A 24,446-nucleotide genomic window follows, 5' to 3' on the forward strand; every position below is an offset into this window, starting at 1 on the left:
CGGCTCAAGGCCGGGGCGGCGCAGCGGGCTGGCGGAACAGTACCACCCGGGGACGATCCCGCGAAGTGGCGCAGGCGGTGGCTGTGCGTCCAGGGGGCTTTGCACATGATCGAAGCCCTTGCTATCGGCTGTCCCGGACGCAGCGCAGCGAAGATCCGGGATCCGGTACCCCCCGGCTCCGATTCGTGTCATGGACGTCTCTGTGTCGTGGGCGTTATGGATTACTGGGTCCCTGCCTCCGCAGGGGCGGAGCAGCGGGCCTGATCGGGTAGCGGGTACGGTTACGCAGTCGACGTTGTTGCGTTTGGGCCTGCCTCCCGCATACCGCCCTCCCCACGGCGGTCGTCTCAGGAAAGGTGGATCGGCTCTCTCCTTGCTCCCCTCTCCCCTCTTGCGGGGGAGATGTCCGTGAAACGGACAGAGGGGGGGGAAACGGTGCCACCAATTCGGAACGGCCGAACGGTTTCGAGAGGTCGATACCCCCCTCTGTCTCCTGACGGAGACATCTCCCCCTCAAGGGGGGAGAGGGGCGCAAGGGGTCGCGTCCGGGCTAGCAGGTGTCCCGATCCGGACGGACAGTCGGCCCTGGCCCGGCACCGGCGGATGCCGAGCGGTCTCAGCTTTTGGTCGCCCAGCCCTTCATTTCGGAAAGTTTCGTCCAGGCCCGCCGGATCCAGCTTGCCTGGATGCTGTGGCCGCCGTCGTGCAGGCAGAGTTCCAGGACGCCGGTAACGGGCTGCCAGCGTTCGCATGACAGCTTGCCGTCGGCCTCGGTCTTCGGCGCCGTGGCGGCGAGGCCGCTCTGGCGGCGCCAGACATCGAAGCTCTGAAAGACGTCGCCCTGTTTCCACTTGCCGCCGCCCAGCCAGCGGCCTTCCAGCGGCACCACCGTGTCGGCGGTGCCGTGGACGTGAAACAGATAGGGCGGCTCTGTCGGACAATCGCGCGGCAGCGGCTCCCAGAACGCGCCGGCAATCGGGGCATATCCGCCGAAACGGCCGGAATCCGCGCAGGCCAGATACCAGGTCATGAAGCCGCCGGAGGAAAAGCCCGACAGCAGGGTGCGGTCGCGGTCGACGCCGAAGCGGGCGGACAGGTCCTTAAGCACGTCGTCGAAAAACGCCGCTTCGTCGCGCAGGTTGCGCGGCGCGGTCGGAAAGGACCAGGTGCCGTTGACGCCCTGCACGGCCACGAAGGCCACGCCGAGGTCGTCGGCCATCTGCTGAAAGCTCTTGTTGCGGATCGCGTTGACCGCCTTGCCGCGATGACCGTGAAGATAAAGGATGGCGCCGAGCGGGGCGTCGTCCGCCTTCGCGGCTTGCGGCAGGTGAATGTAATAGTCGCCGGTCTTCAGGCTGCAGGCCGTCTCGCCGCCGCAGCCGGGATCGGATTCGGCGATGGCCGGCGCAGCCAGCATCGCGGCGCAGGCAAGCAGGCAAAAGCCGGGCAGAGTAAAACGCCTGGTCGGTCGAGACATGAAGGCTCCATCGGTCGCGGGAGAATGGCACGGTGTCTGACGCCAAGAATGGGTCATGGCGGACCATTGTCCAGCGTGATGCCTTCACTTTTCGGCGAGACAGTGTCCTCACAGGGCGCTCCGGTGGTTAGTCCCAGACACCCTCGGTGGAGATGTTCAGCGTGCGGCCGCAATGTTTGCAATGGACCGCGTCCGGATCATGCCGGTTCAGACCGCAATCGGGGCAGGGATAACTCACCTTGGTCGGGCGGAAGATGGTCTGCACCAGTCTCAGGAACAGGGCGACGCCGAAAATCATGATGAGCACGGTCATCAGCCGGCCGATGCTGTCGGTCATGGTGATGTCGCCGAACCCGGTCGTGGTCAGGGTCGTCACCGTGAAATAAAGCGCGTCGAGATAGGTGTTGATGTTCGGGTTGCGGTCGTCCTCGACCACGAACACGATGGCCGTGACCACGAAGATGAACACGGCGAGATTGACCGTGGACTGCAGGATTTCCTCGTTGGCCCGGAACCATCTGGACGCGTCCCTCAGTTCCTTCAGCAGGTGATAGGAGCGCATCAGCCGCAGCATGCGCACGACGCGCAGGAAAGCGAAGTTCTCCAGGAAGGCCGGCGCGATCAGCGAGGCGATGACCACGATGTCGGCCACCGAGGTGAAGCTGAACACATAGCGGACCGGCCGCACCGAGGCGATCAGCCGGGCGAAATAGTCCAGGACCAGCACCCCGGCGATGGCGTAGTCCAGCACGTGGTGATGCCGCGCCGGGTCGAGAATCGAGGAAATGATGAAATAGGCGATGGTGATCAGATCGAACGCCAGCAGGGCATAGCGGAAGATCCGGGCCCTGGTGCCGTGACCGAAATATATCTGGCGCAACATGATCTGAAGCGCCGGCTTTTCCGCGGCCATCAGGTCCGCCCCCTTGTTCGCGTTCAATGTATCTGCGCCCAGACCACGCGAGGCGGATGCGGAAGTCAATCGGCTGCGGCATTTTGCAGACAATAGCCCCATTCATGGGGATCGCGCAGCACACTCCGGCGAACAAGGCGGTTTATTCCCTAGCGCAGTCGCATTAAAGCACTTTCAGGACATATCATCCGTTTGTCGCAAACGCACAGAAGAAGAGGACGTTCCATGTTTGATCTGTCGGGACAAGTCGCCCTGGTCACCGGTGCCAGCCGCGGCATCGGCGAGGCCGCCGCACGCAGCCTTGCGAAATACGGCGCCAGCGTTGTTCTGGCCGCCCGCTCCGGCGGCGACATCGAGCGGACTGCCGCCGAGATCAGGGACGGTGGCGGCAAGGCGGCCGCGGTAACCTGCGACGTGGCCAGTTTCACGGACGTGGACGCAGCGGTCCGCTCCTGCGTGGATCTGTTCGGCGGCATGGATATCCTGGTCAACAATGCCGGCGTGATCGAGCCGATCGCGCGCATCGAGGACAGCGATCCGGACACCTGGGGCCAGGCCATCGACATCAACGTCAAGGGTGTCTATCACGGCATTCGCGCCGCCGCGCCCCACATGCTGGGCAAGGGCACCGGCACCATCGTCAATATCAGTTCGGGCGCCGCGTCCGGTGCGCTTGAAGGATGGAGCCACTATTGCGCCTCCAAGGCCGCGGCCCTGGCACTGACACGCTGCGCCGACAAGGAATTTGGCGATCACGGCCTGCGCGTGGTCGGCCTCAGCCCGGGCACGGTCGCGACCCGGATGCAGGTCGATATCAAGGCCTCGGGCATCAACCCGGTCAGCCAGCTGGATCCGTCCGTCCATATTCCCGCAGAATGGGTCGGCGAGGCGATCGCTTGGCTGTGCACGGATGCGGGCGATGCCTATCGCGGCACGGACTGCTCGCTGCGCGACGAGGATGTGCGCAAGTCGGTCGGGCTCGTCTGAGGCTTGTCCTGATCTTCGGGAAACCCCCGGAATCAAAAGAGGGCCGCGATGCGGCCCTCCCATGAGATCAACGTGACACGAGGTCCGGATCAGATCCCGGCGAAACCGTTCAAGACCGGAGGCTGCTCCAGAACCGAACCATTCCACCCAGACACACGGGCCACGTTCAGATACTCATTAGACATGGGCACACCTCCTTTCAGTTGTTAACGACACACAGAGTGTGGGGGCGCCGGACCGATTTCACAAGCCTAAAAACAGGACCTGCCTGCCCAACACTTGCGCACGTCGCGCCTTTGTTACCTGGATGCCACAGCCTGCCCGGCGATCGTCTGAAAGACGGCGTCGAGCTCGGCGGCGAGTTCCGCCAGCGCTGCGCCGCCCTCGTCCATATAGGGCGCGAACACGAAACTCGGCGTTTTCCAGGACAGGGTCGCCGTGCCGTCGCCGGTCTCCGTGACATAGAAGCGGATCGGCGCCTCGATGCCCGCGGCCACGGAGGCTTCGAGCATGCGCACCGCATAATCGTTGCGGTAGACCCCGATGATCCGGTTGCCCGCAATGGTCAGGCCCCGGCCCTCGGCACCGGACGAGGCGCTGGCCTGCGTCACCAGAAACATGCCTTCCGCCTTGACGGCGGTCTGGACGTTCTCCACCAGTTCGTCGTAACCGAGAGACGTTGGCAGCACCTGCCAGCCCTCCCGGGCAGCGATGCCGTCCGCCCGGGCAATGCCCGCGGCAAGCATCATCACCATGAAACACATCAGCATGCGCATTGTATTCTCTCCCGCATTTTGAGCAATCGGGATCTTACGATCCCGTTTGCACATGAGGACACGACTTCAGGTCACGGACATCTCACAATGCGGTGTGGGTGTGGCAAATCGGGCCTTTAGCATCAAATCGGGCCTGTTCGGCAAGGGCGCGCAAACGGCACCGGTGCATGGCGCCGGATCGAGCTTGTGGATCCTTCCAGGGCCTACACATTGCCAACACCTTTTTGTGTTTTGCAGTTCAAGTGAAGCCTGCGGATTTTGAGCGTCGGGGATTCATCGGCCGGACACTCGCGGATCCTGGCGAAACCACAGACGCGACACCTGTCCGGACCGGAAACAAAAAAGGCCTGTTATGCGTCTCAGTGATCAATTCGGGTATGATCTCACACTGTCGGACAAGGACGCCCTGGCGGCCTGGAACGACACCGTGAGGGCGTTTCTTGCCCATGGCAAGACGACGCCGCAGCATCTTGAAACCTGCCTGAGCCTTGCGCCCCACTTCGCGCTCGGCCATGCGACACGCGGCCTGTTCTGCCTGCTGCTCGGGCGCCGGGAGTTCCTGGACACGGCAAGCGACTGCCTGAAGGTCGCGCGCGCCTCCGCCCTGCACACGCCGCTGACGGACCGCGAAACGGCCGTGCTCGACGCGCTCAATGCCTGGCTGCAGGGATTTCCCACCCGTTCGGCCGATATCCTGGACGCCGCTCTGGTGAAGGTGCCCGAAGACGCGCTTGTCATGAAACTGGTCCATGCCATCCGTTTCGTGCTGGGCGATGCCGCCGGCATGCGCCAGTCGCTCGACCGCGTCTATTCCGCCTATCACGAGACCCATCCGGCCTACGGCTACCTTCTGGGCTGCCGGGCCTTCTGCTTCGAGGAGACGGGCGATTACCGGCTCGCCGAAACTTCGGGGCGCAGAGGGCTGGAATTTGCCCGGGACGACGCCTGGGGGCTGCACGCCGTCGCCCACGTCCACGACATGACCGGCCGGTCCGAAGAAGGCGCCGGCTGGCTGGAGAACCATCCGGACGGCTGGTCGCACTGCAACAATTTCGGCTACCATGTGTGGTGGCACCTGGCGCTGATGTACCTGGATCAGGGAAACGCGGACAAGGCGCTGGCGCTCTATGATTCCGACATCCGCAAGGACAAGACCGACGACTACCGGGACATATCCAATGCGGCCTCGCTGCTGGTGCGGCTCGAACTGGAAGGGGCCAATGTCGGTTCCAGATGGGACGAGCTGGCGCTTCTTTCCGACAAGCGCGCCGAGGACGGCTGCAATGTCTTCGCCGACCTGCATTACCTTCTGGCCCTTTTGAACGGCGGCCGCCGCATGGGAGCCGAACGGCTTCTGGCGGGGTTGCGGCAGCGCGCCAGGAGCGAGACGGATATCGGTCATGTCACGGCGGAAGCCGGCCTGCCCGCGGGCCTCGGCCTGGAGCAGTACCGGAAAGGCAATTACGCCTCCGCCTTCACCCTGCTGGCGTCGGCCCGGGACAATCTCCATCTGGTCGGCGGCTCCCATGCCCAGCGGGATGTCTTCGAACGGATCACCATCGACGCCGCCCTGCGGGCCGGATTGCCGGACGACGCGGATCGGCTTATCAAGAGCCGCACCCGCAAGCGCGGCGCTCTCGACCGGTTCGCTGAACAGCGCCTTGAAACCTGCGAGAAGATGCATCGCGCGCAACAGGTGATGGAAGACAAGAAGCTCAGGGCCACCGGTTCGGTCTGACCCCGCCCGGCCCGGCACATGATTTTTCTGGATACAAAGTGAACGCACACACGCAAACGAAACGCATCCGCGACCCGCGGCTCGATTTTTTCCGCGGGATCGGAATGTTCATCATCTACATCGCCCATCTGCCCGGCAACTGGTGGACACTCTGGATCCCGGCCCGTTTCGGTTTCTCCGATGCCACGGAAATCTTCGTTTTCTGTTCCGGCATGGCGTCGGCCCTCGCTTTCGGCAAGATTTTCGATCTTCATGGCTGGGGCATGGGCGCGGCGCGCATTGTCCACCGCATGTGGCAGGTCTACTGGGCCCATATCGGCCAGATCCTGGTGATCGCCGTCGGTCTGGTGATGCTGCATGAAAGCAATTACCTGACCACCTGCTGCGATCTCACCCAGGATTACGTGGCATCCCTGAACCTGTGGCATCTCTTCAACAAGACCGAAATCGCCCTGCCCGGCCTGATGACCCTGACCTGGGTGCCGAACTATTTCGACATATTGCCCATGTATATCGTGATCCTGGCGCTGATTCCGGTGATCATGCTGGCGGCAAGATATTCGGTCACAGCCGCGTTCGCGCTGTCCATCGGGCTCTGGCTCGCCTCCCAGTTCGATCTTTTGAACCTGCCGGCGGAACCCTGGACCATGTCGAACGGGCTCCACCGGGAGTGGTTCTTCAATCCGTTCGCCTGGCAAATGCTGTTCTTCACCGGCTTTGCCTTCATGCGCGGCTGGATACCGGCGCCGCCGGTCGACAGAAGGCTTGTCGTCCTGTGCGCCGTGGTTCTGGTTGTCACTGTTCCGTTCGCCTATTTCCGCATTCACAGCGAACATTATCTGGACCTGGCCTGGGCGCGGGAGATACGCGAGGCGATCCGGCCGCTCTGGATCAAGACGGAATTCGGACTGTTCCGCTACCTGCATTTTCTGGCATTGGCCTATCTGGCCTGGGTGGCGGCCGGCGAGCACGGCCGGCGCCTGCTCGGACATGGCGCTGTGTGGGGACGGTTTCTGGGGATCGTGCAAAAGGTGGGCCAGCAGTCGCTGCCCGTCTTCATGGCCAGCCTTGTGATCGCCCAGGCCGCCGGCCTGTTGCGCGACATGGTCTGGGGCCGGGGCGACTGGATCCCGCAGATCCTGTCGAACCTTCTCGGGTTTGCCGCCCTGATTGCCGTTGCCTATGTGGCCGGCTGGTACAAGAGCCAGCCCTGGCGCAAACCGCCCAGGGCGGCCGCGGAGGCTGCGCCCACCGGTCCGGATCCGGAGGGCCGGGTCGACACAGACGGCAACAGATCAAGGCAACGCGAGCTGAGTTGAGACCGGAGGTCCCTCAGCAAGACGCGTGAAGTTCATCGGCAGCAGGTGAGCCGAGACAGGCCCTTGCGAAAAGGAAACGGGACCCGGCGACACGCGCCGGGTCCCGTGTGTCCACTCAGTGCAGAGAAGCCATTTCCAGATCGGCTTCAAAGGCGTTGGCGACGGCGGCCTCGCGGCTGTCCGCCAGCAGGATCGGCGTACCGTCCGCATTCAGCAGCGCGTAAAGCGTCATGTTGTCATGCAGCGGGGGAACATCCGGGAACATTTCCTTCAGTTCGCGCGCCTTGATCGGTTTGATATAGGCGATATCGCCGGTCCCGAGCTCGGTCAGCTCGTCAACGGACATGAATTCGGACAGAAGGGTTCGGTCTGTCCAGGCCATGATCTTATCGTGCATCAGTCATTCTCCATCTGTTAGCCGACGAGGGTCTATTCGCCGCTGGAGATTTCTATTTTTCTTATGACACGTTCCGGTTCCGGTCGTGCCAGATCGATGGACAAGAGTCCATCCTTCAGGTCGGCTCCGAGGATCTCGATCCCCTCGGCCAGGACAAACGCCCGCTGGAACTGGCGGGCCGCGATGCCGCGATGCAGGTATTGACGGGTCTTGTCGTCGACCTGCCGTCCGCGGATGACCAGCTGGCTCTCCTCCACGGAGACATCAAGCTGGTCTCTGGTAAACCCGGCCACCGCCAGGGTGATCCGGATGATATCGCCCTGACCTTCGGTTTTCGGAAGTCTTTCGATATTATAGGGCGGATAACCGTCATTGGCGGCCTTGGAGACGCGATCGAGCACGCGCTCGATATCGTCGAACCCGAGCATGAACGGGCTGGAAAACGCTGACATGCGTGACATCCTCAAAGTCCTTGTGGAAGCGACCTTGCGCCCGGACCCTCCAATAGGCATCCGGGTCGGAACCAACGGTTCCATTCGTCATTAAATATGGAGCTTCGTTAAAATTGATTCAAGGAGCACGGATCTGACGGGATTCATGCGGCTCCCGGGTGCGCGTGCTTCAGGAGCCCGAAGTCAGAACAGGGCTTTTTTTCAACAGGTTGGCGAGAGACGATATGGCCTGCCGCAGATCCGGCTGATGACGCTCGTCCTGATGCATGACCAGCCAGCGCTCGGTCGTCAGGCTTTCGATCGGGTCCGACAGGCGCACCAGGTCGTCAAAGGCATCACCGACGAAACAGGGCAGCACCATGCGCACAAGGCCCTTGCGCACGAGCGTCAGCGCATAGGTCGCCTTGTTCAGGGTGACGGTCACGTCCTCGTTGTGGTTCTCCCTGATCCACGTCGCCGCCGGAAAATTGGCTTCGTCCTCGACAAGTCCCACCCAGCCGATGTCGCGGCCCGCCGGAACGCTCGCGGCCTGATAGGCCGCGAAGCGGACCGTGCCGACCTTCCTGCCCGCAAGCCATTCCTGCTGGGGGCGGCGATTGCGAATGCCGATGTCGATCTGGCGCCTGGCGACATCCCGGTCGCGCGGATCGGCCAGGAACTCCGGCATCCAGCCGAGATCCGGTGACCAGAACGCGTCCAGATGATCGAGCAGAAGGCGCATGGTCCAGCCACCGGCCGATATCCGGATCCTGCGGCGTGTGCGGCCGCTTTGCCGCCAGAGGTCGATGGCCCGGGCGGTCTGGTCCATGTCTTCCAGCTGAAACATCAGCTCCCGGCCCGCGGTCGTGAGCTGATATCCGCGTGCTTCACGCTCGACCAGCCGAACCTCGAGATCCGCTTCAAGTGCGGCGACACGCCGTCCGAGGGTTGCGGCACTGACACCTGTCACTTCCGACGCGCCGGCCAGCCCACTTGCCCTCGCCACCGCCAGAAACAGCCTCAAATCCTGCCAATCGATGTTTCGTTTCATTTTTGAAATCTCGATTTCAACTTAAAAACAATGAGATAATGCAACTTTGTGGAATGCTTTGCAAACACCGATCAACTGACTCCAAATTTGACAAGGTGCACGCAATGATCGTTTTGCCATCCTTCAACTGTCGACGTGACGATCAGAAAGGCGTCTCCCCCGCCTGGAACGATCCGATCAGATCCCTTCATCCCCATCACGCCGAGTTCTGGCCGGAAAACCTGCCGGAGAATGTGCTGCTTGAAAGACGGCACAAGGCCCGCGCTCAAAGGATCAGGAAATTTTACTGCAAGTGCCTGCTGCGCAGGATGTTTCGCCCCTTCCGGCGCCTTTCCCGGCGGGCAAGGATCCCGGCGGCACGGCTGGTGCGCAACTGATTTCACGGGTCCGCGGCTGCTGCCGCATGCAGGGACAGCTCCGGCCGGACCGCAGCAGGTCAAGCGCTGGAATGACGTTACCGTGATCCGGTCCGGCTTGCGCCCGGGGGCAGGACAGGCCAGTCTCGGACCCTCGCCGATCCCGTGTCTTTTCCTGCCAGCATGAAGTTTCTCATGAACCGCGACGAGTTCGACATCTTTTGCGGCGCCCTGCCGGCGACAACCCATGTCGTTCAATGGGGCAATGCCTCCGTCTGGAAGGTTGGCGGCAAGATCTTCGCCGTGTGTTCCAGTTGGGGAGAAGGGGCACACGCCAAGTTCAGCTTCAAGTGCTCGGACCTGTCCTATGCCCTCCTGACCCAACAGGACGGTCTGGTTCCGGCCCCCTATCTGGCGCGCGCCAAATGGGTGCAGATGGAGGAAAACGGCGCGTTGCCGGAAGACGACCTGAAGGCCTATATCGTCGCCGCCCACAAGATCATCGCCGGAAAACTGACGAAAAAGCAGCGGAAGGACCTCGGCCTTGCCGTCTGACATGTCCGGGAAATGGCGCTCGCTAACCCTGTTGATGCTGGCCGAGATCGCCGCCATGAGCCTGTGGTTCATGTCCGCCGCCATTCTTCCCGACCTGACGCGGGAATTCGAGATTTCGGAAGGCCGGCAGGCCGCGCTCTCAAGCGCTGTCCAGATCGGATTTGTCTTCGGTGCCGTTGCCTCCGCATTGATGGGCCTTGCCGACAGGATCGACCCGCGGCGGTTCTTTGCCGTCTGCGCCATCCTTGCCGCGCTTTTCAACGCCAGTCTGCTCGTTGCCGAACCGGGCGGCACGGTTTCGATCCTCGCCCGTTTCGCCACCGGCGCCCTTCTGGCAGGGGTCTATCCCGTCGGCATGAAGATCGCGGTGGGCTGGGGCCGGAAGGACCGCGGCTTTCTTGTCGGCACGCTGGTCGGGGCCCTGACCCTCGGTTCCGCGGCGCCGCATCTGCTCGCCCTTCTGGGCGGTACAGACTGGCGCTGGAGCCTGAGCGTTGCCTCGCTCGCCTCGGCGGCAGGGGGCATCCTGTGCCTGTTCTCCCGTCTCGGTCCCTTTCACGCCAGGGCGCCGCGCATGAAGATGACGGCCATCCTGACCGCCTGGACAGACACCAGGATCCGCTATGCCTATGCGGGCTATCTCGGCCACATGTGGGAGCTCTACGCCATGTGGGCCTGGATCGGCGTGGCGCTTGCAGCGTCCTTTTCCGCGCATATGCCCGGGGAAGCGGCAACCGTTCTGTCGCGCCTGATCGCCTTTCTGGCGATTGCCGCCGGAGGGCTGGCCTGTATCGTCGCGGGCCTCGTCGCCGACCGGGTCGGCAAGGCCAATATCGCCATCCTTGCCATGGCCGTCAGCGGCACCGCGGCCCTGGCTTCCGCGCTGGCTTTTGGCGGACCTGTCTGGCTGACGGTGCTGTGCGTCCTGGTCTGGGGCGCCGCGATCCTGCCGGATTCGGCGCAGTTTTCCGCGCTTGTCGCCGACTACGCGCCACCGGACCAAGCCGGCAGCCTGATGACCTTCCAGACCGCGCTCGGCTTTGCCCTGACGTTCTTCACCGTTCAACTGACCCCGCTCGGCGCGGAGCTGATCGGCTGGCCCGGCGTGTTCGCGCTCATGGCCATCGGCCCGGCGCTCGGTATCCTCGGAATGATGAGATTGAAACGGCTGGCTCAGACGGCGCCGTGAACAGCGGGCGCGCAACCGGCACTCCCGGGTATCAGTCCCCCGCGTCCGCCATCACCAGCTCAAACTCCGCGTAGCCGAAGTCCTGGCCGTTGATCCTGAGGCTGACGGCCTGGCTGCCACCATAATAGACCCGCGTGGTGATCGGCCTGATGGCATGCTTGCGGGTGAGAGACAGGGTTTCACCGGGGGCAAGGCTGACCTTGGTCCATTTGAACACCTTGGGACTGAGCGACCCGTTGGCTTTCCTGAAATGCACCAGATAGTCGAGCACCAGCTCCTGCGGCGCCTTGCCGGTTGAGGTCAGGTTGATCCGGAAGCCGAGCGCCGAGCCGTACTCGACTTTTTCGGTCGTGATAAGCGGCCCGTCGACTTGAATCTCCGGCAGGTTCAGGCCAAAGGCAGCAAGCGTTGCAGAATGGCCCTGCTTAACCAGCGAACGGCAGGCGTGGCGGACCAGCTTTTCCCGGTTCTTGTCGGCATCTTTCAGCCAGCGCACGGCGATCTCCGCCACCAGGTCCGGATGGTCCTTGGCAATGTCATTCAGGTGATTGGCGACAGAGCGGCGGACATAGTCCTCCGGATCGTCCTTCAGCGCTTCCAGGAGAGGCAAGGTGGGGGAAGGATCGGCCACCAACTTTTTCAGCCGCAAGCCCCAGGGAAGGCGCGGGCGCGTGCCTTCCGAGACCAGCCGGCGCACATGAACGCTGTCGTCGGTCACCCAGGGCGCCATGATCGCCAGCGCCTTGTCCTGATCCATGTCCAGAAAGGGACGCACATCGAACTCCGCCGTCGCGCGCCGGGTCATCTCCTTCAGAAGCGCGAAGGATGCTTCGTAATCGTTGAGACCGCAGCCAGAGACCACCATGCCGAGCGGCATCATGCCCCAGCCGCGGATGCCGTGTTCGTCGCTGCCGCGGTCGAAGGCAACTTCTGTCATCGGATGCAGCATTTTTCGCAAGACGGCGAAGCGTTGGCCGAGGCCATCCGGCAGATGCTGGTCCATGACCTTCGCGATCAGTGCCGCACGTTGCTTCAGCTCTAGCGTTTCGAGCTCGGCAAGGATGTCCGTTTCAAACGCACGGCGGTCGAAACCATCAAGATGCCGGACGATATGCCCGCCGATGCAGCGCGCCAGCTCTGGCGAAATGTTGTTTTTGAACGGTTCCAACAACAGCTCCCATGTTCGATTAGGCATCCATGTGCCAGAGCCTGGCCTTCGGTTCCAGAGCCTTGCAGGAAAGCTCCTGACAAGCACCGTCAGGAAGCACGGAATGAAACCGCTCCGGCAGACACGCTGCCGGCCGGTCATTGGTGTTTGCGGCGATCAGCTATAAGTCGCCAGCGAACGATACATCGGCATCTCGGCATCCATATCCACGTCGGACAAGTCCATCATGGAAAAGAACTCCATACAGTCAGGAGACGATCTTTCCGCCTCCATGACTTTTTCCGCATCGTCGGCGCTGCGGAATTGCACGATATCGAGATACTGGCCTTCTGCCGTACGCACGAGCTCACGCCGAAGGATACCGTTCTGATGCCTGACAAAGTTCTCCTGAAACCGGCTGGAGGCCTCCAGCAAGTCTGTTTCCGTTTTGCCGGACGCGAGCTTGATGGGGGCGAGAACGGTTACGGGTTCTGACATTTTTGTCTCCTAGAGTTGTTGATGAGAGAACCCTATGGATAAATATGACATTATGTGTCTTATTTATTCGATGCCCAAGAGTTCCACCACCGAACGCATGAAACGTCTGGAGCTGATAAGCGCCCGGCTCAAGTCGGATGAAGCCCTGACAGTCACGGGTCTCTCGGATGAACTCGGCGTCAGCAGTCGAACCCTTTCTCGTGACATCCAGGTTCTCCGCGACCAGGGCCTGCCCATTGAGGCCGATCGCGGACGGGGAGGTGGTGTCAGACTGCACAGCAGCTGGGGCATCGGACGCGTGAATTTCAGTTATTCGGAAGCAATCGACCTTTTGGTGAGCCTGGCGGTCGCGGAACAGATGAAGTCACCTTTCTTCATGGCTGAACTGGCCCCCATACGGCGCAAGTTGCTTGCGTCCTTCTCACCCAGGCTGAAGAACGACATCTCGGACATCAAGTCCCGCATCCGGGTTGGAGAAGCGGCCTCGCATATGGTCCTGTCCGCCTTTTCGGCACCTGGTCAGCCGGTGGTCGAGGAGCTTCATCAGGCCTTTGTCACCCGGCACCTTCTCGAGATCTCCTACAGGTCAATCGAGGGCCGGGTTACGCGACGCACCATAGAACCGCACTACCTGCTGCTGCACAGTCCCGTTTGGTATGTGCTGGCATTTGACCAGTTGAGAGGGGCAATTCGAACTTTCAGGTGTGATCGGATCGAAGCAGCGGCAATGCTGGAGGCAAGGTTCACTGTCATCGGGATCGATCAGTTCGACGCGACGCTGAAGAATCTGGATGTCATACGCCCGTAAAAAAGCCACCCCGGTTGCCCGGAGTGGCCTGTTCGGTTTCGGCAGGATCCGCCGGACGCGGGCGTGTCAGTCGATCCGGCGGCCGGTGCCAGCGTCGAAGAAATGCACGTCCTGCGGCTGCGCCTTCAGGCGGAGCGTTTCGCCGGGCTCGTGGCGGGCATGACTCGATACGCGCACGACAATTTCCGGTCCGCCGCTCGCGAAGCTGGCATAGATGTAGCTTTCCGCGCCGACGGGCTCGAGCACGTTGACCGTGACCTCAAGATCGATGCCCTCGCCGCCGGCGGGACCGTCGACCACAGCCAGATGCTCCGGACGGATGCCGATCATGTATCGGTCCATGCCCTTCGGATTGTTGCCGGACAGGCCGTCGCCGTTTTCCAGCGCAAGCGCAGAACCATCCGTCTTCACCGGCAGAAGGTTCATCGCCGGCGAACCGATGAAGCTGGCCACGAATGTGGACGCCGGCTTGTCGTAGACATCGATCGGCGCGCCGATCTGCTCGATGTTGCCGCCGTTGAGAACCACCAGCCGGTCCGCCAGGGTCATGGCTTCCAGCTGATCATGGGTCACGTAGACGCTGGTGGTGCCGAGAGCCCGCTGCAGGCGCTTGATCTCGACACGCATCTGCACGCGCAGCTTGGCATCCAGGTTGGACAGCGGTTCATCGAACAGGAACGCCGCCGGTTCGCGCACGATGGCCCGGCCCATGGCGACACGCTGGCGCTGGCCGCCGGACAGCGCCCGGGGCTTGCGATCGAGATAGTCGCCGATTTCCAGCACGCGGGCGGCTTCCTTCACCCGGCGGTCGATCTCGGCCTTGTCCATGCGCCGGTTCTTGAGACCGTAGGCCAGGTTGTTGTAGACCGTCATGTGCGGGTAAAGCGCGTAGTTCTGGAACACCATGGCGATGTCGCGATCGGCCGGGTCGACATTGTTGACCACACGCTCGCCGATCTTCGCCTCGCCGCTGGTGATGTCCTCCAGACCGGCGATCATGCGCAGCAGGGTGGACTTGCCGCAACCGGACGGGCCAACCAGAACGATGAATTCGCCGTCGGCAATATCGATGGAAACGCCTTTGACGGCCTCCACGTTGCCCGCATACACCTTCCGGACGGTGTCGAGAGTAATCGTTGACATTCAATACCTCACTTATCGCTCTCGACGAGCCCTTTGACGAACCAGCTTTGGAAGACCACGACGATCAGCACCGGTGGCACAATGGCGAGGATCGCCAGGGCCATGGCCTCGTTGAAGGCCGGAATCTGCGCGCCCACCCAGACCTGCAGGATCTGCTTGATGCCGCGCACCAGGGTGAACAGGGATTCGTCGGTGGTGATCAGGGTCGGCCAGAGATACTGGTTCCAGCCGTATACGAACATGATGATGAAGATCGCCGCGATCATCGTCTTGGAGATCGGCACCAGGATATCCTTGAAGAATTTCCACGGTCCGGCACCGTCGATCCTGGCTGCTTCCAGCAACTCGTCGGGAACCGACATGAAGAACTGGCGGAAGAAGAAGGTGCCCGTCGCGGAGGCGATCAGCGGCACGATCAGGCCGGAATAGGTGTTGACCATGCCGAGTTTCTGAACGATCTCGTAGGATGGCAGGATGCGCACCTCGAGCGGCAGCAGCAGGGTGGCGAAGATCACCCAGAAGCACAGTGTCGCGAAAGGGAAGCGGAAATAGACGATGGCATAGGCCGCCAGCATCGAAATGACGATCTTGCCGATGGCGAAGCCGAAGCCGAGAATCATGGAATTCTTGAGCATGACGAAGCCGTCGACTTCCTTGGTGAAGCCGCCTGCCTCGAACAGGACCTTCTCGTAAGTCTCGAGAAACTTGCCGCCGGGCGTGAACTGGATGCCCTGCTTGTAGACGGTCAGCGCATCGTGGGTGCTGGTCAGGAATGCCAGCACGACCGGCGTGACCATGAAGAAGACACCGAGAAGAAGGATCACGTGGTCCGAGATCTGCAGTCGTTTCATTTCAGACCTCCATCAGGTGTAGTGGACGCGCCGCTCGATCAGGCGGAACTGGATGATTGTCAGGACGAAGACCATGGCCATCAGGATGACGGACTGGGCCGAAGACCCGCCAAGATCGTTGCCGCGGAAGCCGTCCAGATAGACCTTGTAGACAAGGGTCACCGGATTGTTGCCGGGCTCGTTCTTCACGATGACGTTGATGATGCCGAACGTGTCGAAGAAGGCGTAGGTGATGTTGATGATCAGCAGGAAGAACCCGGTCGGCGCCAGCAGCGGAAAGGTGACTGTCCAGAACCGGCGGAAGCCGGACCGGCAGTCGATGCTGGCCGCTTCCTGGACGGATTTGGAAATGCCCTGAAGGCCGGACAGGAAGAAGATGAAGTTGACCGGGATCTGCTTCCACACCGCCGTCGTGATCATCGCGAAGCTGGTATCGAAGTAGTTGACGCCGATCTGCATCTGCCAGCCGAACAGGGCGAAGAAATCGACCATCGGGCCGACATGCTGGTCGAACAGGAGAACGCCGATCAGACCGGCCACCGGGGGCGCGACCGCGTAGACCCACATCAGCAGGGTCTTGTAGGAGGACGCGCCGCGCAGAACCTTGTCGGCCTTGACCGCCAGCAACAGGGCAAGGCCCAGTGACAGCAGCGTCACGGAAAACGTGAACACGGCCGTGAACCGCGCGGTGCGGCCATAGTCGGTGGACGTCAGCGTGTCCGTGAAGTTGTCCAGGCCGACAAAGGTCGAGCCGAAGCCGAACGGATCTTCAAGATAAAAGGACGACTCGACCGCCTCGGCGGCCGGCCAGAGGAAGAAGACCGTCACGATGCCGAGCTGCGGCAACAGCAGCAGATAGGGCAGCCACGGGGACTTGAAGTGGACTTTTTTCATTGGATTGCGTCTCGACCACCGGGAACGGGCGAAGCGGGCCACCGGTTGTCCGGTCTGCCCGCTTCGCTTTTATGGGAATGGGGGCGCCTGTCTGGGAATAGGGGGCGCCCCCATCGGGATCAGATCAACTGGCGATCAGTTGTTGGTGGTCTTGGAGAAACGCTCCAGAAGCTTGTTGCCGTCCGCCTCGATCGTGGCGAAGGCGTCTTCAACGGAGGTGTCACCGGACAGGATCTTGCCGTACTCGCGGTTCATGACGTCGCGGATCTGGACGTAGAAGCCCATGCGGTAGCCCTTGGTCCATTCGCCGCCCGGCAGGGTCAGCTGCTTGATGCCGACTTCGGCGGCCGGCGTGCTTTCGTAGTAGCCGTCCTTCTTGGCCAGCTCATAGGCAGCGTTGGTGATCGGCACGTAGCCGGTTTCCTTGTGCCACATGTACTGGACTTCCGGGGAGGTCAGGTACTGGTAGAACGAGGCAACGCACTTGTTCTCTTCGTCCGGCTTGCCGGACATGGCGAACAGGGCAGCCCCACCGATGAACGTGCCCGTGCCGGCGCCTTCAACAGCGTCCCAGTAAGGCAGGTAGGTCGCGGAGAACGGGAATTCGACGGTCTTGGAGATGCCGCCGAAGGACCCCGAAGAGCCGAGCCACATGGCCACCTTGCCTTCGTTGAACGGGGTCTGGTTGTCGCCCCAGCCGGTGCCGTAGTAACCGAACAGGCCGTCGTCCAGCCAGCCCTTCACCTTGGTGAAGTGGTTCTTGATCGGCTCACCGAAGACAAGCGTGGTGCCTTCCGAACCGTCGTAACCGTTGTTGTTGGTCGCGAACTGCAGGTTGTGACGGGACTTGAAGTTCTCGGTGAAGATCCACGGCAGATGAGACTGCGCAAGCGGCACGTAACCGGCTTCCTTCAGCTTCGGAGCGATGGCTTCGAACTCTTCCCAGGTCTTCGGCGCTTCGACGCCGGCCTTCTTCAGGGCATCCTCGTTGGTGTAGAGGATCGGCGTGGACGAGTTGAACGGCATGCCGATCATCTTGCCGTCGCTGTCGGCGTAGAAGTAGCGGACACCGTCGATGTAATCTTCGATGTCGAAGGCAACGCCCGCGTTTTCCAGGATGTCCTGGGCCGGGATGACAGCGCCCTTGGCACCGATGATGGTGGCGGCACCGGCATCGAAGACCTGCAGGATGTTCGGCTGTTCGCCGGCGCGGAATGCGGCGATGCCCGCTGTCAGGGTTTCTTCGTACGTGCCCTTGAACACCGGAGTGATCTGGCAGACGTCCTGGGAACCATTGTAACCGTTGGCGATGTCAACGACGACTTCGCCAAGACGGCCGCCCATGGCGTGCCACCAGGAAATGTCGGTCGCGGCGTAAGATGCGGAGGAAGTGCCCAGAAGGGCAGCCGCAGCAACAAGGCTGGCGACGGTCTTGCGATAAGCCATATTCATTTGCTCCCATGTCGAGGGCTGGTTCGCCCCGGTCAGCAGTTTGTTTTTTCACGGCGCCGAAATGGCTTCATCGGCACCAGGAACGGTAACGCCTGCGTTTCGTATTGTTTTCATATGAACGTTATGTGACGCTCATATGAACATTAAAAGACGCCCAGACCGCGTCCGCAAGGGGAAACGGGATAAAATCGTCAAAACCCCGTCCTCAGTCAAAAATGAGACCATATTTTCGACAGAGGGGCGGCATGCAACGGTTGCACACGTCCATGTCCGCGCGCGCCGCGACACGCGCGGCAGTGCGGTTTCGGGATCTGTTCTGGAGACTGTTAGGCGGCTCACATGAACCCATGGTGGCGGATCGGGGGTGACGGATCCGGCAGCAACCGGCCCGCCTGATATTCCAGGGACATGATTTGCTTCGGCTCCGTGCCTGCAGTGTGAAATATGCCCGGTTCCTGAATCGCCGGGCTTCGGCTAAGCTCGGGCCGTGTTTTCACGACCCGGCGCCGCATGTCCCTGTCCTTCACCTCCGTCTATCCGCCCAAAACCGCCCGTGCCCACGAGATCTGCGGCGACGGCGCGCTGGCCTTTGCCGCCATTGCGGCGGGCGCGGCCCCGAACATGGACAAGGCTACGCCGGGAGCCGTGGTGTGGATTGCCGAACGCCGGCGGCCGACCGTCAACCCGGAAGGTCTCGTCCCCTATTGTGATCCCGGCAGGCTGCTCGTCACCCGCGCCGACAGCCCGCTCAACGTTCTGGCGAGCGCGGAGACGGCGCTGAGGTCCGGCGCCGCCGGGCTAGTGGTGGCCGAGGTTTCCGGCGCCATCGGCCTGACGGAAGGACGGCGGCTGCAACTGGCCGCGGAAGCCGGCGGCACCACCGCGCTCTTGCTGATCGCGGAGGGCGCGGGCAGCAATGCCGCCGAAACCCGCTGGCGCTGCACGGGGGTTCCGGCGCCCTCAGGCCCGCTGTCCGCCACCCCTCGTCAAAACCGCCATGACTCGACTCACTGGCGCTGGTCGCTTATAAAGAACAAAATAGGAACATTGTCGGAATGGGTTGTCCGTTGGGATGCAGCGTCGCATCGTATCATTGTGGTTTCCGAGGCTGGCGGCTGAGCGGTCCCTGCGCGCCCGCCCCGTCGACGCGCCCTTCGCGCTGAGCCTGTTCGACCGCAACTCCGAACGCCTTTACGACCTTTGCCCGCGCGCGGAAGGCTTCGGCCTTTCCCGCGGCATGACGCTGGTTCATGCGCGCAGCTTCTGCCCCGGCCTGCTGACCCGGCCGGCCGATCCCGCCACTGATCAGCGCTTCCTGGCAGTGCTCGCCCGCTGGGCGACCCGCTACTGCCCCTGGATCGGTCTCGACGGCCGCAACGGACTGTTTCTCGACATCACCGGCTCGGCCCATCTGATGGGCGGCGAGGAACCGCTGCTCGACGACATCCGCGCCCGGCTTGCCCGCGCCGGCCTCACCGCCCGGCTGGGCCTGGCCGACACGCCCGGCACCGCCTGGGCGCTCGCCCGGTTTTCCGAAGGCATCGCCCCGCCCGGCGAAAGGCTATCGCGAATCGGCCCGCTGCCGCTGTCCGCCCTGCGCCTTGCCGACCAGACCTGCACCAGCCTGGAACGGCTCGGCATCGCCACCGTGTCTGATCTCTACAACCTGCCGCGCGCCACCGTCGCCCGGCGCTATGACCGGGAGGTGCTCACCCGTCTCGACCAGGCGCTGGGGACCCTGCCCGAGCAGATCTCCCCCCTGAGCGAAGACCGGATCTTCGCGGTGCGCATCACCCTGCCCGACCCGATCGGCCTTGTCGACGACGTCATGGCCGCCGCCCGCCGCCTCACCGACCACCTGTGCCGTCGGCTGGACGCGGCGCAGAAGGGCGCCCGCGCGCTGAAGCTGACCTTCCGCCGGGTCGACCAGGAAAACCGGTCGGTCGAACTCAAGCTCGCCCGGCCGATGCGCGACGGCGCGCGGCTGCTGGCCCTGTTCGAGCGCGGGGTGAGCACGGTCGACGCGGGCTACGGCATCGACATGATCCGGCTGGAGGCAATCGCGGTCGAGCCGCTCGGCATGCGCCAGCTGGATCGCTCCGAGGGGCTGGAGAAGGACGGTCTCGACGACCTGATCACCCAGCTCGGCAACCGGGTGGGGCTCGACAACATCCTGCGCTTCCAGCCGGTCGACAGCCACATTCCCGAACGCAGCTTCAAGCTGGTGCCCGCCGCTCACAGCCGGCCGGCACCAGGCTGGCCCCACCATCGCCCGCGGCCGATCCGCCTGTTTGCCCCCGAACCCATTTCCGGCTCCGGTTTCGAGCCGCCCCGGCGCTTCCGCTGGCGCGGCCGCGCCCTGAGCGTGCTGGAGGCGGAGGGGCCGGAGCGGATCACCCCCGCCTGGTGGGAAAACGACGCCGACTGGAGCGGCGGCCTGCGCGATTACTGGCGCGTGGAAACCGGCGAGGGCCGGCGCCTGTGGCTGTTTCACACCCCCCAGGCGCAGCAGAACCCGGGATGGTTCGTCCAGGGGGAATTCGCCTGATGGGACCCGCACGCTTTGACCCTCCTCGTGTCACCCCGGACGCAGCGGAGCGGAGATCCGGGGCCCACTCATTTGCAGAGCGGCGCGATCAGGGTCCTTCACTCCAGCTTCGGCAAGCGGGCGGGCGAGTGGGTCCCGGCTCTGCGCTGGCGCTTGGCCGGGATGACAGCGGAGGAGAACGGAGCCGCCGCGCCACGCCACAGCCACCCCGCCGTCCCGGCCTTGAGCCGGGACCTCGTCAAGCCCCGGTTTCGGGCAGGCCCCGGCTCAGGGCCGGGGCGGCGCCACGGGTTGGGCACACCTGTCGGTTGGACCACGTGCTGCAGGAGCCACGCCGATGAGCGTTGAACCCCTCCCCGGCACATTCCGCCCGGAGCCGGTGCGCTATGCGGAACTCGTCGTGACCTCGAATTTCTCGTTTTTGCGCGGCGCGTCCCATCCGGAGGAACTGGTGACCCGGGCGGCCGCGCTCGGGCTGGAGGCGGTCGCGATCACCGACCGCAATTCGCTGGCCGGAGTGGTGCGCGCCTATTCGGCGCTGAAGGAGATCCGGCGTGCAGCGGCGGAGGAAGGCGTGCCGGTGCGCTCGCATGCGCAGACCGACCCGTCTTCCCGCCAGGTCACCACCGCCGCGCCGCCGCTTGCCCTGGCCCTGCCTGCGCCGGCATCTGGGCCGGCACCTGGGCCAACACCGGGGCCAACACCCGGGCCAACACCTGGGCCGGTGAAACCGCCCCGGCTTCCCCGGCTCATTGTCGGCGCCCGGCTCGTGCTTCAGGGCAGCCCGGTCGACTGGGTGGCGCTGCCCACGGACCGGGCGGCCTATGAGCGGCTCAGCCAGTTGCTGACGCTCGGCAAGCGGCGCGCGGACAAGGGCGATTGCCATCTGGAGACCGCCGATCTGCGGACGGCCTGCAAGGGCCTGATCCTGATCGCCCTGCCACAGGTGTCCGATCCTGCAAGGGGGCTTTGTGAGACGGCCAGGGACCACATCCGCACGCTGCGCCAGGAGGCGCCGGGCCATGTGTTTCTGGGCGCCGCGCCGCGCTATGACGGCACCGACCAGACCTGGTTCCGCGCCTGCGCGGCCGCCGCCCATTCGCTGGCCGCGCCGATGGTCGCCGTCGGCGACGTGATGATGCACCATGCCGGCCGGCGCAGGCTGGCCGACGTGCTGACGTGCCTGCGCGAAGGCTGCACCATCGATCAGATCGGCACCCGTGCCCTGCCCAACGGCGAGCGGCGGCTGAAGGCGCCCGGCGACATGGCAAGGCTCTACCGCCACCACCCGGCCGCGCTGCGGCGGACCCTCGAGATCGCCACCCGCTGCAGCTTCGATCTTTCCGAGCTGTCCTATGAATATCCCGACGAGACCCTGGGCAGCGAAAGCCCCCAGGAACGGCTGGAGCGGCTGACTTATGAGGGCCTGGAGCGCCGCTATCCGGCCGGCGTGCCCCAGCGCGCCTCAGAGCTGGCGGACAAGGAACTGACGCTGATCAAGAAGCTGAAATTCGCCGCCTATTTCCTCACCGTCCACGACATCATCCGCTTTGCCCGTGACCGGCAGATCCTGTGCCAGGGCCGGGGATCCGCGGCCAATTCGATCATCTGCTACGCCCTCGCCATCACGGATGTCGGACCGGAGACCATCACCATGGTGTCGGAACGCTTCATCTCCGAACACCGGGGCGAGCCGCCCGACATCGATGTGGATTTCGAGCACGAGCGGCGCGAGGAGGTGATCCAGTATGTCTATGAAAAATACGGCCGCGACCGCGCCGGTCTGTGCGCCACGGTGATCCATTTCCGCTCGCGCGCGGCGATCCGCGAGGTCGGCAAGGTGATGGGGCTGAACGCGGATGTCACCGCCGCCCTGGCCGGCCAGATCTGGGGCAGCTCGAACAGCGGGCCCGAAGACACGCGGGTGAAGGAACTCGGCCTCGATCTGGCCAATCCGCGCGTCATCCAGACCATCGAGCTGATCCGGGAAATCATCGGCTTCCCGAGGCATCTCAGCCAGCATGTCGGCGGCTTCGTGATCACCCGGGGACGGCTCGACGCGCTCTGCCCGATCGAGAACGCGGCCATGGAAAACCGCACCGTGATCGAATGGGACAAGGACGATATCGACGCGCTCGGCATCCTCAAGGTCGATCTGCTCAGCCTCGGCATGCTGACCTGCATCCGCAAGTGCTTCGACCTTCTGCGGGACCATCACGGCCGGGAGCTGACGCTGGCGAGCGTGCCCCAGGCCGACACGCCCACCTATGACATGCTGTGCGTGGCCGATGCCATCGGCGTCTTCCAGGTGGAAAGCCGGGCGCAGATGAACTTCCTGCCGCGCATGCGCCCGCGCGAATTCTACGACCTGGTCATCGAGGTGGCGATCGTGCGCCCCGGCCCGATTCAGGGCGGCATGGTGCATCCCTACATCAACCGCCGCCAGGGCAAGGAGAAGATCGTGTTTCCCTCGCGCGAACTGGAGGAGGTGCTCGGCAAGACGCTCGGCGTGCCGCTGTTCCAGGAGCAGGCGATGCAGATCGCCGTGGTCGCCGCCGGCTTCACCCCGTCGGAAGCCGACAAGCTGCGCCGCTCCATGGCGACCTTCCGGCGCATGGGCACCATTGGCCAGCTCCGGGAAAAATTCATCTCCGGCATGCTGGCGCGCGGCTACGAACCTGAGTTCGCGCAGAACTGCTTCGGCCAGATCGAGGGCTTCGGCGAATACGGCTTTCCGGAAAGCCACGCGGCGGCCTTCGCCATGCTTGCCTATGTCTCGGCCTATCTGAAATGCCACTTCCCGGCGGAGTTCGCCTGCGCGCTTCTGAACGCCCAGCCGATGGGCTTTTACGCCCCGGCGCAGATCGTGCGCGATGCCCGCGACCACCAGATCGAGGTCCGGCCCGTCTGCGTCAACACCAGCTTGTGGGACTGCACGCTGGAGCGGCGCGGCGACGGCGCGCTGGCGCTCAGGCTGGGCTTTCGCCAGATCAAGGGCCTGAGGGAAGAAGACGCCGCCTGGATCGTTGCCGCGCGCGGCAACGGCTATCCGGACACCGAGACCTTGTGGCTCAGGACCGGCGTCGCCCCCGCCACCCTGGAGCGCCTCGCCGAGGCCGACGCCTTCGCCGGCATGGGGCTGAGCCGGCGCGCGGCGCTGTGGCAGGTCAAGACCATCCGCTCGGCGAAACCGCTGCCGCTGTTCAACGACCCGATCGACGGCGAGGCGATCTTCGAGCCGAAGGTTCATCTGCCGGCCATGCATCTCGGCCAGGAGGTGGTCGAGGATTATCTGGCCACCCGCCTGACCCTGCGCGCCCATCCGATGGAGCTGCTGCGCCCGCATATCCCGCACCTGACCCCGCACGATCGCCTCGCAGCTCTCTCCCCGCGCGAGGCCCGCCGCGTCTCCGTCTGCGGCCTTGTGATCACCCGCCAGCGGCCGGGCACCGCCTCAGGCGTGATCTTCCTGACCCTGGAGGACGAGACCGGGGTCAGCAACGTGGTCGTCTGGCCGAAGATCTACGAACGCTTCCGCCCCACCGTCCTCGGCGGCCGCCTGCTGAAGGTCACCGGGCGCCTGGAGCGCGAAGGCCAGGTCGTCCACCTGATCGCCGACACCATCGAAGACCGCTCCGGCGACCTGTCTCTACTGGGCCACCCGAACGATGACGTCCTGGGGCAAACGACGCCCAAGACCGACGACGTCCCGGTGCACATGAAGCCTCCGCCCAGGCCAAGGGCGATGCATCCGCGAGAACAGGCGAAGCGGCTGTTTCCGAGCCGGGATTTTCATTGAGGGGGGAGAATGGGCGGGGGGGGGGGGGGGCGGTCGTTTGCATCGCTGGCCGCCTTCCTGTGCAGTAGCACCAAAGCAGACGTTGCCCATCTTATGGACAATTTGGAAGTATAAGCG

The 24,446-nt window shown here is 63.6% G+C and carries 22 protein-coding genes; 10 read left to right on the forward strand and 12 right to left on the reverse strand.

The annotated features are described in order from the left end of the window. Positions 1–616: 616 nt before the first annotated feature. Both AC0VX3_RS25170 and AC0VX3_RS25175 read right to left on the reverse strand, forming a co-directional pair. Positions 617–1,477, reverse strand: coding sequence for a CE1 family esterase (locus AC0VX3_RS25170; protein ID WP_475522808.1), 861 nt, complete (start codon positions 1,475–1,477; stop codon positions 617–619). A gap of 127 nt (positions 1,478–1,604) precedes the next feature. Beyond that, complete coding sequence (locus AC0VX3_RS25175) at positions 1,605–2,390, reverse strand: ion channel (RefSeq protein ID WP_342891846.1); 786 nt, start codon at positions 2,388–2,390, stop codon at positions 1,605–1,607. A 225-nt stretch (positions 2,391–2,615) separates the two neighbouring features. On the opposite strand from AC0VX3_RS25175, the gene AC0VX3_RS25180 reads away from it, so the two are divergent. Next, on the forward strand, positions 2,616–3,377 hold the full coding sequence (locus AC0VX3_RS25180; RefSeq protein WP_475522809.1) for an SDR family NAD(P)-dependent oxidoreductase: 762 nt from the start codon (positions 2,616–2,618) through the stop codon (positions 3,375–3,377). Between the two features lie 299 nt (positions 3,378–3,676). Here the strand turns inward: AC0VX3_RS25180 and AC0VX3_RS25185 are convergent, their stop codons facing one another. Further along, positions 3,677–4,153, reverse strand: coding sequence for a DUF302 domain-containing protein (locus AC0VX3_RS25185; RefSeq protein ID WP_475522810.1), 477 nt, complete (start codon positions 4,151–4,153; stop codon positions 3,677–3,679). Between the two features lie 352 nt (positions 4,154–4,505). Between AC0VX3_RS25185 and AC0VX3_RS25190 the strand changes: the two genes are divergently transcribed. Next, positions 4,506–5,891: a tetratricopeptide repeat protein gene (locus tag AC0VX3_RS25190; RefSeq protein ID WP_475522811.1), complete on the forward strand. Its 1,386-nt coding sequence runs from the start codon at positions 4,506–4,508 to the stop codon at positions 5,889–5,891. A 104-nt stretch (positions 5,892–5,995) separates the two neighbouring features. Further along, entirely contained in the window at positions 5,996–7,210 is a 1,215-nt protein-coding gene (locus AC0VX3_RS25195; RefSeq protein ID WP_475525247.1) for an OpgC family protein, read from the forward strand. Positions 7,211–7,325: 115 nt separating this feature from the next. Here the strand turns inward: AC0VX3_RS25195 and AC0VX3_RS25200 are convergent, their stop codons facing one another. The 3 genes from AC0VX3_RS25200 to AC0VX3_RS25210 all read right to left on the reverse strand — a co-directional run bounded on the left by AC0VX3_RS25200 (position 7,326) and on the right by AC0VX3_RS25210 (position 9,089). Continuing rightward, the gene (locus AC0VX3_RS25200; protein WP_342891450.1) at positions 7,326–7,607 is read right to left on the reverse strand and encodes a BQ00720 family protein; all 282 of its coding nucleotides are present in this window, start codon (positions 7,605–7,607) and stop codon (positions 7,326–7,328) included. A 32-nt stretch (positions 7,608–7,639) separates the two neighbouring features. Continuing rightward, positions 7,640–8,068 (reverse strand): Hsp20 family protein, encoded by a 429-nt coding sequence (locus AC0VX3_RS25205; protein WP_342891451.1) that lies wholly within the window; start codon positions 8,066–8,068, stop codon positions 7,640–7,642. 160 nt (positions 8,069–8,228) lie between these two features. Then, a complete protein-coding gene (locus tag AC0VX3_RS25210) occupies positions 8,229–9,089 on the reverse strand; it encodes a LysR family transcriptional regulator (RefSeq protein WP_475522812.1) in 861 nt (286 codons plus the stop codon). Between the two features lie 104 nt (positions 9,090–9,193). On the opposite strand from AC0VX3_RS25210, the gene AC0VX3_RS25215 reads away from it, so the two are divergent. The 3 genes from AC0VX3_RS25215 to AC0VX3_RS25225 all read left to right on the forward strand — a co-directional run bounded on the left by AC0VX3_RS25215 (position 9,194) and on the right by AC0VX3_RS25225 (position 11,189). Then, positions 9,194–9,466 carry a hypothetical protein gene (locus AC0VX3_RS25215; protein ID WP_475522813.1) on the forward strand — a complete coding sequence of 91 codons (273 nt, stop codon included), beginning with the start codon at positions 9,194–9,196 and terminating at the stop codon, positions 9,464–9,466. Positions 9,467–9,640: 174 nt separating this feature from the next. Next, a complete protein-coding gene (locus AC0VX3_RS25220; protein ID WP_475522814.1) occupies positions 9,641–10,000 on the forward strand; it encodes an MmcQ/YjbR family DNA-binding protein in 360 nt (119 codons plus the stop codon). Further along, positions 9,990–11,189, forward strand: coding sequence for an MFS transporter (locus AC0VX3_RS25225; RefSeq protein WP_475522815.1), 1,200 nt, complete (start codon positions 9,990–9,992; stop codon positions 11,187–11,189). The genes AC0VX3_RS25220 and AC0VX3_RS25225 overlap by 11 nt, the downstream gene beginning before the upstream one ends. 31 nt (positions 11,190–11,220) lie before the next feature. Here the strand turns inward: AC0VX3_RS25225 and AC0VX3_RS25230 are convergent, their stop codons facing one another. Together AC0VX3_RS25230 and AC0VX3_RS25235 are read right to left on the reverse strand one after the other, a co-directional pair. Further along, positions 11,221–12,357, reverse strand: coding sequence for a DNA alkylation repair protein (locus tag AC0VX3_RS25230; RefSeq protein ID WP_475522816.1), 1,137 nt, complete (start codon positions 12,355–12,357; stop codon positions 11,221–11,223). 156 nt (positions 12,358–12,513) lie between these two features. Beyond that, the gene (locus tag AC0VX3_RS25235) at positions 12,514–12,834 is read right to left on the reverse strand and encodes a hypothetical protein (protein WP_342891457.1); all 321 of its coding nucleotides are present in this window, start codon (positions 12,832–12,834) and stop codon (positions 12,514–12,516) included. Between the two features lie 52 nt (positions 12,835–12,886). On the opposite strand from AC0VX3_RS25235, the gene AC0VX3_RS25240 reads away from it, so the two are divergent. Next, positions 12,887–13,642: a helix-turn-helix transcriptional regulator gene (locus AC0VX3_RS25240; protein ID WP_475522817.1), complete on the forward strand. Its 756-nt coding sequence runs from the start codon at positions 12,887–12,889 to the stop codon at positions 13,640–13,642. A gap of 66 nt (positions 13,643–13,708) precedes the next feature. Here the strand turns inward: AC0VX3_RS25240 and AC0VX3_RS25245 are convergent, their stop codons facing one another. The 4 genes from AC0VX3_RS25245 to AC0VX3_RS25260 form a co-directional block, all read right to left on the reverse strand. Next, complete coding sequence (locus AC0VX3_RS25245) at positions 13,709–14,785, reverse strand: sn-glycerol-3-phosphate import ATP-binding protein UgpC (RefSeq protein ID WP_475522818.1); 1,077 nt, start codon at positions 14,783–14,785, stop codon at positions 13,709–13,711. Between the two features lie 8 nt (positions 14,786–14,793). Next, on the reverse strand, positions 14,794–15,636 hold the full coding sequence (gene ugpE / locus AC0VX3_RS25250) for a sn-glycerol-3-phosphate ABC transporter permease UgpE (RefSeq protein WP_342891460.1): 843 nt from the start codon (positions 15,634–15,636) through the stop codon (positions 14,794–14,796). 12 nt (positions 15,637–15,648) lie between these two features. Then, complete coding sequence (locus AC0VX3_RS25255; protein ID WP_475522819.1) at positions 15,649–16,530, reverse strand: ABC transporter permease subunit; 882 nt, start codon at positions 16,528–16,530, stop codon at positions 15,649–15,651. Between the two features lie 135 nt (positions 16,531–16,665). Beyond that, entirely contained in the window at positions 16,666–17,976 is a 1,311-nt protein-coding gene (locus AC0VX3_RS25260; RefSeq protein ID WP_475522820.1) for an extracellular solute-binding protein, read from the reverse strand. Positions 17,977–18,492: 516 nt separating this feature from the next. Between AC0VX3_RS25260 and AC0VX3_RS25265 the strand changes: the two genes are divergently transcribed. The 3 genes from AC0VX3_RS25265 (at position 18,493) to AC0VX3_RS25275 (ending at position 24,329) form a co-directional block, all read left to right on the forward strand. Beyond that, positions 18,493–19,101: an ImuA family protein gene (locus AC0VX3_RS25265; protein ID WP_475522821.1), complete on the forward strand. Its 609-nt coding sequence runs from the start codon at positions 18,493–18,495 to the stop codon at positions 19,099–19,101. Then, positions 19,055–20,530 (forward strand): DUF6504 family protein, encoded by a 1,476-nt coding sequence (locus AC0VX3_RS25270; RefSeq protein ID WP_475522822.1) that lies wholly within the window; start codon positions 19,055–19,057, stop codon positions 20,528–20,530. Before AC0VX3_RS25265 ends, AC0VX3_RS25270 begins: the two co-directional genes overlap by 47 nt. A 337-nt stretch (positions 20,531–20,867) precedes the next feature. Further along, positions 20,868–24,329 (forward strand): error-prone DNA polymerase, encoded by a 3,462-nt coding sequence (locus AC0VX3_RS25275; RefSeq protein WP_475522823.1) that lies wholly within the window; start codon positions 20,868–20,870, stop codon positions 24,327–24,329. Positions 24,330–24,446 lie beyond the last annotated feature (117 nt).

The sequence above is a fragment of the Roseibium sp. QJM3NY_11 genome (assembly GCF_056173175.1).